The organism is Gemmatimonas sp. UBA7669, assembly GCF_002483225.1.
Classification (GTDB): domain Bacteria; phylum Gemmatimonadota; class Gemmatimonadetes; order Gemmatimonadales; family Gemmatimonadaceae; genus Gemmatimonas.
Genome location: NZ_DLHL01000062.1, coordinates 22,807 through 32,690, shown reverse-complemented (window position 1 = coordinate 32,690; position 9,884 = coordinate 22,807). Strand labels below are relative to the sequence as shown.

Below are 9,884 nucleotides of genomic sequence, written 5' to 3'. Positions count from 1 at the left end.
GCTTCCCGAATACTTACAGTGCGTCTTGCCGACGCCAGGCGGCCCGAGAAAGACCACATTCTCTTTGCGGTCGAGAAAACTCAGCGTGTGCAGATTGTCGAGCTGCTCGCGTTTGATGGTGGGCTGGAAGGTGAAGTCGAAGTCGCTGAGCGTCTTCACGGCGGGCAAGCGGGCGCTCCGCATCGCCGTTTGAAGGCGACGCTGATTGCGGAGCCGTATCTGCGAGTGGAGCACCGCATGGATCGCTTCACCAGCAGCGAGCTGGCCACCATCGACTTGGCGCAGGATGTCATCGAGCGCTTCGAGCGCGCCGGGCATTTTGAGATCCGCGAGCTGCGTACGCAGACGGTCGCGGAGCGACGCGGGGGCGGTCGGCGGCATCAGACGGCCTCCGCGACGAGCTCGGCATAGGCGGTGAGTCGCCGCCGCTCCACCGCCACCGGACTGGCCACCACGGTCGTGCTCCGCGTGACCGGCGTCGGCTCGAGCACGAGCGAGCGATACGGCCGCGCGGCGAGGGGCTGCAGCGCGGTCCGCTCGTCGCGCTCGAGGCGCACCACGGGCAGTTCGCGCGTCGTGCCATGCACGCGGACATTCGCCACGGTGTCGAGCCACAGGGCCGTCTGCGCGGCCAGATCGCCATCACCAAGAAAGTTGCGGCCGTAGACGAAATTGTCGCGCAGATAGTGCACGGGTCGCTCGACCTTTCCTTTCGTCTTCGCGCGATACGGACGGCACGCGCGGATGCGAAACGCCCAGTGCGCGGCAAAGCGTGCGAACTCGGCATTCTCGAGGAGTCGTCCGCCGGTGCCGCGATGATCCTCGACGATCACGGATTTCATCTGGTCGAAGAGCAGCTCCTGCGGCACGCCGCCAAAGGCCGCAAAGGCGCGCTCGAGGGACTGCATCACCGTGAGTGCCGTCTGCCGCGGCACCCAGTCGACGTGCAAGAAGCGCGAGTAGCCGAGCACCGTCAGGACCGCGTAGCGCTTGCCCCACGGAAAGCGAAACTCGGCGAAGTCGAACTGCGCTTGCAGGCCGGCGGGCGTCTCGAAGCGCACCACTGGCTCTGGTGCAGGCCGCGGTCGCACGCGCCGCACATGCTCGGTCAATTGCGAGTAGCCCCCGGTGTAGCCGGCCGCGCGACACTCCGCGAGCAGTCGCACCGATGACAGCGCCGGAAACGCGGTCAGCCGCTCTTGGATCAGCGGCTTGAACGGCTCCAGCTTGGCCGGAAGTGCCACGCGCGTCCGCGGCGACTCGGCCGACACATCGCGCTCCAACTGGCCGGTCTCGATGAGGTGATACACGAGGCGGCGACTGATTCCCAACTCCCGAGCAATGGCCGCTTTCGGCTGCCCGGACTCCAGTAAGTGCTTGAGTAACACTAGGGTATCCCGACTGTACACCGGCCTCCTCCCTCAAGGGCAGAAGGCCAAGATCCGACAGGGGAGCGTCTTCCGTCAGACGCTCAGGAGGCGTCCCGAGTGTGCAATTTCGGTCGGCACTTCTGTGCAATCTTCAATCGGTACTGACAGGGGGCTCGTGGGACAGATCGCGCGGCGTGAACACGCGCGCTTGAGGCGGCGGCGTCATGACCACGGCGACGCTCAACACCTGTACCGCTCGGGGAATGGGAGCGCACGTCGTGCAGTGGCTCGACCCAGGGCACGCCTGTGAGGGGACGTGCTGGGTCGGTGTCGACTGTTCAGTCGGTCCGATAGCTCCGCTCTCTCTCTCTCTCTCTCTCTCGCTCTTCGCGGCTTCCCCAACGGCACGGTCCATCGGCATGCTGTTCGCCGACGAGGAATGCCCATGCGCCATGGCCATGGCCGTCGTGGCTTCGTCATTCACGCCCGCTGCTGACCCTGCTCCGCAGGGGCGCGCGGCCCCGAGCGACCCGATGAGCGTGACGAGAACGCTCAGACTGCCTAGAAGCTGTCTTACGGCGAGATTCATGGGCGAGGCACGTGAGCGAAAGGATACACTCTTCAACCTACGGCCGAATTTTCGCCGCGCTGTCGGGAAATCGCCCACTCTCCACGAGGTGTTGCGTGCGCGACGCCCTTGGTCAGCGGTCTGGAACCCGCGTTCCCTTGACGACCACATCCGCAGCCCCCCTTATTGCAGGATGCGCGCGCGCCGCCGGTCGACCCGGCTTCCCTGGTGGTTCCTCCTACTGGGCGTCCTCTGGGCGCCGGGCGGGGCGATCGCGCACGGCGTCGCGCACCAGCGCCAAGCGGCGGATCGCGCTGCGCACGAGCAGCTCGAGGCCACCGCAGACGCGCACCACGACGCCGCATCGCATGCCAGCGTGGAGTCGACTGACCACCACGGTGAGCACGACGATATCGAGACCGACGACGGCCTTCCTCCGCGAATAGCCGCCGCTCTGCCAGCTCCCGCACGGCTCGCCGAGCTGCCGGCCGTGCGTTTCGATACGGAGCGCTGCGACGCCGCCTGCGAGGATGTCGCGCGTCCGCGAGGGGACCCGCACACCGGTCCGCCGCCACAGCTGCGGGCACCACCGACGGTCTGACCGAACCGACGCGCTTCTCGCGCGGCGGTTTGTGGCGTTCTCGTTCGTGAAACGCGTCGGCTGTTGATCGGCCTCCTCTGAGCGCCCGTCCGCCCGACCTCACCGTTGGCACATCCGTGACATTGCCCAAGGTCCACACGCGGCCCCGACTCTACGGTCGCGGCGCGGCGCTGCGCGCGCAGGCGTCATGCTAGACGCCGTCATTCATTTTTCCATCCGGCGCAAGCTGATCATCGGCCTGATGACGCTCGCGCTCATCGGCTGGGGATCGTACTCGCTGACCCGCCTGCCGATCGATGCGGTGCCTGATATCACCGACAATCAGGTCATGGTGATCACGCAGGCCCCGCGGCTCGCGGCACAGGAGGTGGAGCAGCTCGTCACGTTCCCGGTCGAGCAGGGGATGGTCAGCATTCCCGGCATCCAGGACATGCGCTCCTTCTCTCGCTTCGGCCTCTCGATCGTCACGATCGTCTTCGGCGAAGAGGTGGACCTGTACTGGGCCCGACAGCAGGTGGCCGAGCGACTCGCGGTCGCGTCCAAGGACATTCCCGAGTCGATCGGTACGCCGGAGATGGCGCCAGTCACGACCGGACTGGGCGAGATCTACCAGTACGAGATTCACGCCGCGAAGGGCTACGAAGCGAAGTACTCGCCCACCGATCTGCGCACGATTCAGGATTGGATCATCAAGCGGCAGCTGCTCGGCACGCCGGGGGTGGCCGAGGTCAGCGGCTTCGGGGGCGTGGTCAAGCAGTACGAGATCGCGGTCGACCCCGACAAGATGCGCAGTCTTGGCGTCACGATCGCCGACATCTTCACCGCGCTGCAGGACAACAACCAGAACACCGGCGGCGCCTACATCGACCGGAATGCGAGCGCGTACTTCATCCGCAGTGAGGGCTTCGTCAAGACGATCGACGACATCGCCCGCATTGTCGTCACGTCGCCGGCGAACGGGACGCCGCTGCTCATTCGCGACGTCGCGACCGTACGACTTGGCCACGGCGTGCGCTACGGCGCCGCGACCCGGAACGGCGAGGGTGAGGTCGTGACCGGCATCGTCATGATGCTGAAGGGCGCCAACTCCTCGCAGGTGATCACGGCGGTGAAAGACCGGATCGAACAGATCAAGACGACGCTGCCGGAAGGGGTCGTCATCGGTGCCTTCCTCGATCGGAAGAAGCTCGTCGACAACGCCATCGGCACGGTGACCACGAACCTCGCCGAGGGGGCGCTGATCGTGGTGTTCGTCCTCGTGCTGTTCCTGGGCAATTGGCGGGGCGGACTGGTCGTGGCCTCGGTGATTCCGCTCTCGATGCTGTTCGCCGTGTCGCTGATGAACCTGTTCGGCGTCTCCGGCAATCTGATGAGTCTCGGCGCGATCGACTTCGGACTGATCGTGGATGGCGCCGTCATCATCGTCGAGGCGATACTCCATCGCATGTCTCACCTGGGGGATGGCGAGACACGATCGCAGCTGACGGCCGGACAGATGGATGACGAAGTGTACGAGTCCACCCGGCGCATCCGCACGTCGGCGGCATTCGGCGAGATGATCATCCTGATCGTGTACCTCCCGTTGCTGGCGCTCATCGGCGTCGAAGGCAAGATGTTCCGGCCCATGGCGCAGACGGTGTCGTTCGCGATCCTGGGGGCATTCCTGCTGTCGCTGACGTACGTGCCGATGATGTCGGCGTTGGTGCTCAGCAAGAAGACGTCCCACGTCCCGAACTTTTCCGATCGCATGATGGGCGTATTTCAGCGGCTCTATCGCCCGTCGATCGAAGCCGCGCTTCGGCATCGCCTACCCGTGGTGGGCGGTGCGGTCGCGCTGTTCGTCGTGGCGCTCGTGCTGTTTACGCGCATGGGCAGCGAGTTCATTCCGCAGCTCGATGAAGGCGACTTTGCGGTCGAGACACGCGTACCGGTGGGGAGCTCCATTCAGCAGATGATCGACGTGTCGCAGAAGGCGCAGACGATCATTCGGAGCAACTTCCCCGAGGTCACGCAGGTCGTCAACAAGATCGGCTCGGGCGAAATCCCGACCGATCCGATGCCGATCGAGGCGGGTGACATGATGGTCATCCTCAAACCGCGCAAGGAATGGACGAGCGGCGAGACCCGAGAAGAACTGGTGGAGCGTATGCAGAGTGCGCTCTCCGTCATTCCGAATGCGACGTTCAGCTTCCAGCAGCCCATTCAGATGCGTTTCAACGAGCTGCTGACGGGCGCCAAGCAGGACGTCGTCATCAAGCTCTACGGCGAGGATCTCAACGTGCTCTCGGATCTGGCGCGCGAAGTGGGCAGGAAGATTGGCGGCATCGACGGGGTCGAAGACCTGTACGTCGAGCAGATTACCGGGCTGCCGCAGATCAAGATTGCGCTCGATCGCGACAAGATCGCGCGATACGGAGTGAGCGTGGCTGCCGTCAATCGGGCGATCGAGACCGGGTTCGCCGGGGTGTCGGCGGGGAAGGTCTACGAGAACGAGCGCCGCTTCGATCTAGTCGTTCGCCTGGATAGTGCACGACGCGCCGATATCACCGACGTGGAGCAGCTCAATATCGGCACCCCGTCTGGGCAGCAGCTGCCCCTCCGAGAACTGGCAACGATCTCGTACGAGCCCGGACCCGTACAGATCCAACGCGACAATGCCAAACGGCGGATCACCGTCGGGTTCAACGTGCGCAGTCGCGACGTGAAGAGCATCGTGGGCGACATCCAGCGCACGATCCGCGAGCAGATCACGTTCCCCGCCGGGTACTACGAGAGCTACGGAGGGCAATTCAAGAACCTCGAGGAGGCCAACGCGCGATTGTCGATTGCGGTGCCGGTCGCACTCTTTCTCATCTTGGTGCTGCTCTTCTTCACGTTCGGTTCCATAGGGCAGAGCCTCCTCATCTTCACCGCGATCCCGCTATCAGCCATCGGCGGCGTGCTCGCGTTGCTCGTGCGTGGCATGCCCTTCAGTATCTCTGCGGGCGTCGGGTTCGTCGCCCTCTTCGGCGTCGCGGTACTCAACGGCATCGTGCTCATCGCGGAGTTCAATCGGCTGCGCCGCGAAGGGGTCGCCGACATCCACGAGCGCATTGTGCGGGGCACCGAAGTACGCTTGCGACCGGTGCTGATGACCGCGCTCGTCGCCTCACTGGGCTTTCTGCCAATGGCGCTCTCGAATTCGTCGGGGGCGGAGGTCCAGCGACCACTCGCCACGGTGGTCATCGGCGGACTGATCTCCGCCACGGCCCTGACACTGATCGTGCTGCCCGTGCTCTACTCCTTCTTCAGCGGCGATCGACCGCCACGTGGTCCGCGCACGCCGGTCGTGGCGGGCGGCGGGGTAATCGCCGCCGTGCTCGCCCTGCTCGTGGTACCAACATGGGCACTGCGCGCGCAGAGCGCTCCGGTGCGCACACTCACGCTGCAGCAGGCGATCGACGAGGCACTCACACGCAACGGTGACGTGCGCGTCGCGCAGTCTGGCGTCAACGTGCAGCGCGCGCTGGCGAAGGGCGCCGTCTCGCTCCCACGAACGGAGCTGAACTACACGCACGGACAGTTCAATACGCCCGGCGTCAACGATGCGCTGTTCGGGGTCTCGCAGCGCGTCGATTTCCCCACCCTGTACGGTGCGCAGGCGAGGCTGGCGCGTGAGCAGGTGCGGAGCAGCGAGTCCGCCGTGGTCATCGCGCGCAATACCGTCACGACGCAGGTGCGTCGGGCGTATCTGCAACTGCAGTACATCGAGGCCCGGCAGCTCGTGCTCACCAGTCAGGACAGCGTCTTCCGCGAAGTCGACCGTGCGAGCCGCGCGCGCCTCGAAGCGGGCGAGGGCACCCGGCTCGAGAGTGTCGCCTCCGCCACGCGGGCGCTACGCGTGCGGAATACCCTGGAGCAGAATCGAGCGGATGGCGCGATCGCGCTCTCGCAACTGCAGCAACTGCTGCGGACGACCGACTCGATCCGCCTCGCCGATCTCAGGCTCGTACCGGCCGCGCTGCCGGCCACGATCGACACCGCTCGCCTGAGCGGCAATCCGGAACTCGCACGCCTGGAGCAGGAGGTGCGCGTGAGCAACCGTGCGACCAGTGTCGAACGGCAACGGCTCCTGCCGGATCTCCTGCTGGGGTACAGTGCCGTCACCTTCCGCGGCGGATCATCTACGCTGGGGACGCCCCCAACGGATGGCGCCAGCAAACGCGTGCCGTACTACTCGCTGGGCATCGGTATCCCGCTGGTGACCGGTGCGACGCGGGCGCGCGTATCGGCGGCACGGATCGCTGAGGATATCGCGCAAACGCAACTGGAGTGGGCAACGCTGCAGGCACGCAGCGAGGTGAAACGACTGCTTCAGGAGCGCGACAAGCTTCAGCAGTCGCTGCGGTACTTCGAGCAGCAGGCGCTGCCTCAGGCGACGCTCATCATCGGCAACTCTGATGTGGCCTTCCGGGCGGGCGACATCTCGTATGTGGAGCATCTCCAGAACCTCACGCTGGCCAGTGACATTCAGCTCGAGTCACTCGACGCCATCTATCGCTTCAACAGTACCGTCATCGAGATCGCCGCTCGTCTCGGCATTCACTGAGGATCGATCCCATGCCCAGCATTTCGCGCGCGGTCGCCGCTTCCGCATCCGTTCCGCCGTCGCATCGTCCGCGCGGTGCCGCCTTGCTGTTGCTCGCTCTTTCCGCCTGTGGCGGCGGGAAGGCGGCCACCAGCGATTCCTCGGCGCCAGCAACTGCCGCCCGCGCTGATTCAGCGGCGCCCGCTGCCACAGCGACCTTCACCGACCAGCAGTATCGACTGGCCGCCATCACGCTCGGCAAGCTCGAGCGGCGCAAGCTCAGCGCCGTCATCAGCCTGAATGGACTCATCGACGTCGAGCCAAGCGGCATGGCGGTCGTATCTGCGCCGCTCGGTGGATATGTCCGAACGGCCGGCCTGCTTCCCGGAATGCCGGTCCGCAAAGGCCAGCTGCTTGCGACGCTCGAGAGTCCTGAGTTCACGCAGCTACAGCAGGACTATCTGGAGAGCAAAGGGCGCATGCTCTTTCTCGAGCAGGACTATGCGCGTCAGGAGCAATTGCGTCGCGACAACGTGAATGCGGCCAAGACCTTCCAGCAGGTGGCGTCGGAGCGGGCCATCATGCAAGCGCGCATTGCGGGCCTCGAACAGAAGATGCGGCAGGCGGGCATCCCACGCAGCGCGGTCGACAGCGGCCGCATTGCTCCCGCCGCGAATCTGTACGCCCCCATTGGCGGCTACATCAAGCGCAGCAACGTCAGTATCGGACAGCATGTCGCGCCAACCGATGTCCTCTTCGAGATCATCGGCACCACAGACCTCCATCTCGCGCTCAACGTCTACGCGCGCGACCTCGATCGCGTGCGCGTTGGCCAGACCGTGCGCTTCGGTACGGCCGATGAGCCGACGATGGACCGGACGGCTCGAGTGTTTCTCGTGGGACAGGCCACCGGTGAGGATCGCGTCTTTCCCGTGCACGGACATCTGGACGCCCGGAGCGCCCGCGGCCTCCGCCCCGGCATGTACGTGAAGGCGGGGCTGGAAGCCGGCGGGGAGGAGATGCTTGCGGTGCCCGCCACGGCGGTCGTGCAGTTCGAGGGAAACGACTACATCATCATCGAAACCGGGACGTCCGCTACGGAACACGCGTTCCGCCTCGAACGCGTGCGTCGTCGGGCAGAGCAGGGCGGTTTTGTCGGCATTGAGCTCGCCGACGGATTCGATGCCACGAGTGCACGCGTAGTCGTGGGCAACGCTATCGCGATTCTGGCCGCGATTCGCAACGCACGGGAGGGCGAGTGAGGCGCTTCGAGGACGACACCGCGACCTCGACGCGATCGCATGTCACTCGCTGGCGTGCCACGCGATTCCTCATCGCGCACCTTGTTCCGGCTCTGCTGCTGGTGGTCCTGACGGCTGGACCAGCCTTCGCCCACGGCGTGTCGGCCGGTGATAAGGGATATATCCAGGAAACGTTCGGTGTGCGGATCGTCCCGTTCCTGTATCTCGGCGCCAAGCACATGGTCACCGGCTACGACCATCTGCTGTTTCTGTGCGGCGTCATCTTCTACCTGTATCGGCTCAAGGATATCGCGACGTATGTGACGCTCTTCGCCGTCGGCCATTCCAGCACGCTCATTCTCGGCGTGCTGATGAAGGTGAGTGTCAGCCCATACCTGATCGATGCCATCATCGGGTTCTCGGTCGTGTATAAGGCGCTCGACAATGTGGGCGCGTTTCCGCGGTGGTTCGGCGTGCAGCCGAACGCTCGCGCCGCGACGTTCGTGTTCGGACTGTTCCACGGATTCGGATTGGCCACCAAGTTGCTCGACTTCGACATGGACCCCAAAGGGTTGCTGGCGAATCTGCTCGCGTTCAATGTGGGCGTCGAGACGGGACAGTTGCTCGCGCTGACGGGCGTGCTGATCGCCATGAGCTACTGGCGTCGCTCGCCTTCCTTTGAGCGAGGCGGATTCGCCGCCAACATGGTGTTGTTGTCCGCAGGACTCCTGCTCGTGGGCTACCAGCTCACGGGTTATTTCACCACTCGCACCTGACCCCGACCATGATTCGTATTTCCCGCTCCGCTCGCGTTCGTACGCTCTCCATTGCGACGGTGCTCACCGCCGCGCTTATCGTGTCCTCCTCACCGTCGCTGTCGGCGGCCACGCCTCCTGCAACACAGGTCGTCCAGACGCGTCGCGATTCCATGACGGTGACGATCGAACCTACGAAGCGGATCGAAGTGAAGCTGGTGATGAAGAAGGGTCAGAAGGCCGAGTACGATTGGAAGACCAACGGCGGCGAGGTGGGCTACAATCTGCACGCTGAAGTTCCGAACGATCCGAGCGTCAAGGCGCACACGTATCAGCGCGGGTCATCGGCCGCCGAGAAAGGCAGCATTGAGGCGGTGTTCGACGGCGTGCACGGCTGGTCGTGGCGCAACAACGGAGAGAAGCCGGTGACCGTCACGGTCAAGGCGTCGGGGCAGTTCTCCGAATTGAAGAAGATGTGATGCCGACCGATTCGCTGGGCCGGGTATCGCTGGTCGCAGTGGCCGTCGCCGTGGTGCTCACGGTGACGGTCGTGCTGCCGGCCGAGTACGGGGTGGATCCGACCGGGATCGGCCGCCGCATCGGACTCACGCAGATGGGTCGCCTCAAGGTGGAGTTGGCGAAGGAGGCCGAGGAGGACGCGCGCGCGGATTCACTTGCGACTTTGAGGGCAGCCGACTCGGCGACGGCACGCTAGAGGCAACACCGTCGAGCGAGTCGGAGGAGCGTCTGGCTGCGCCTTGCATTAAAATTAGGCAAGACTA

General features: G+C 64.9%; 8 protein-coding genes. 5 read left to right on the top strand and 3 right to left on the bottom strand.

Annotated features, from left to right (window positions below; all coding sequences use genetic code 11):
- The 3 genes from B2747_RS18840 to B2747_RS18830 form a co-directional block, all read right to left on the bottom strand.
- On the bottom strand, positions 1-381 hold a 381-nt coding region (locus tag B2747_RS18840; RefSeq protein ID WP_291164701.1), incomplete at its 3' end, for an ATP-binding protein.
- A complete protein-coding gene (gene istA, locus B2747_RS18835; RefSeq protein ID WP_291164698.1) occupies positions 381-1,409 on the bottom strand; it encodes an IS21 family transposase in 1,029 nt (342 codons plus the stop codon). The genes istA and B2747_RS18840, both read right to left, overlap by 1 nt.
- A gap of 767 nt (positions 1,410-2,176) precedes the next feature.
- Positions 2,177-2,497, bottom strand: coding sequence for a hypothetical protein (locus B2747_RS18830; protein ID WP_291164695.1), 321 nt, complete (start codon positions 2,495-2,497; stop codon positions 2,177-2,179).
- Positions 2,498-2,726: 229 nt separating this feature from the next.
- Between B2747_RS18830 and B2747_RS18825 the strand changes: the two genes are divergently transcribed.
- The 5 genes from B2747_RS18825 to B2747_RS18805 all read left to right on the top strand — a co-directional run bounded on the left by B2747_RS18825 (position 2,727) and on the right by B2747_RS18805 (position 9,817).
- Positions 2,727-7,127 carry a CusA/CzcA family heavy metal efflux RND transporter gene (locus tag B2747_RS18825; RefSeq protein WP_291164692.1) on the top strand — a complete coding sequence of 1,467 codons (4,401 nt, stop codon included), beginning with the start codon at positions 2,727-2,729 and terminating at the stop codon, positions 7,125-7,127.
- 11 nt (positions 7,128-7,138) lie between these two features.
- A complete protein-coding gene (locus tag B2747_RS18820; RefSeq protein WP_291164689.1) occupies positions 7,139-8,368 on the top strand; it encodes an efflux RND transporter periplasmic adaptor subunit in 1,230 nt (409 codons plus the stop codon).
- A gap of 71 nt (positions 8,369-8,439) precedes the next feature.
- Positions 8,440-9,123: a HupE/UreJ family protein gene (locus B2747_RS18815; protein ID WP_343125930.1), complete on the top strand. Its 684-nt coding sequence runs from the start codon at positions 8,440-8,442 to the stop codon at positions 9,121-9,123.
- Between the two features lie 59 nt (positions 9,124-9,182).
- The gene (locus B2747_RS18810; protein ID WP_291164683.1) at positions 9,183-9,581 is read left to right on the top strand and encodes a hypothetical protein; all 399 of its coding nucleotides are present in this window, start codon (positions 9,183-9,185) and stop codon (positions 9,579-9,581) included.
- Positions 9,581-9,817, top strand: a complete 237-nt coding sequence (locus B2747_RS18805; protein ID WP_291164680.1) for a hypothetical protein — start codon at positions 9,581-9,583, stop codon at positions 9,815-9,817. Before B2747_RS18810 ends, B2747_RS18805 begins: the two co-directional genes overlap by 1 nt.
- The last annotated feature ends 67 nt before the right edge of the window (positions 9,818-9,884 follow it).

Bases quoted from the DNA above. Each gene is read 5' to 3' on its own strand.
- B2747_RS18825 (WP_291164692.1), top strand. From the start codon at position 2,727: ATGCTAGACGCCGTCATTCATTTTTCCATCCGGCGCAAGCTGATCATC.
- B2747_RS18820 (WP_291164689.1), top strand. From the start codon at position 7,139: ATGCCCAGCATTTCGCGCGCGGTCGCCGCTTCCGCATCCGTTCCGCCG.
- B2747_RS18805 (WP_291164680.1), top strand. From the start codon at position 9,581: ATGCCGACCGATTCGCTGGGCCGGGTATCGCTGGTCGCAGTGGCCGTC.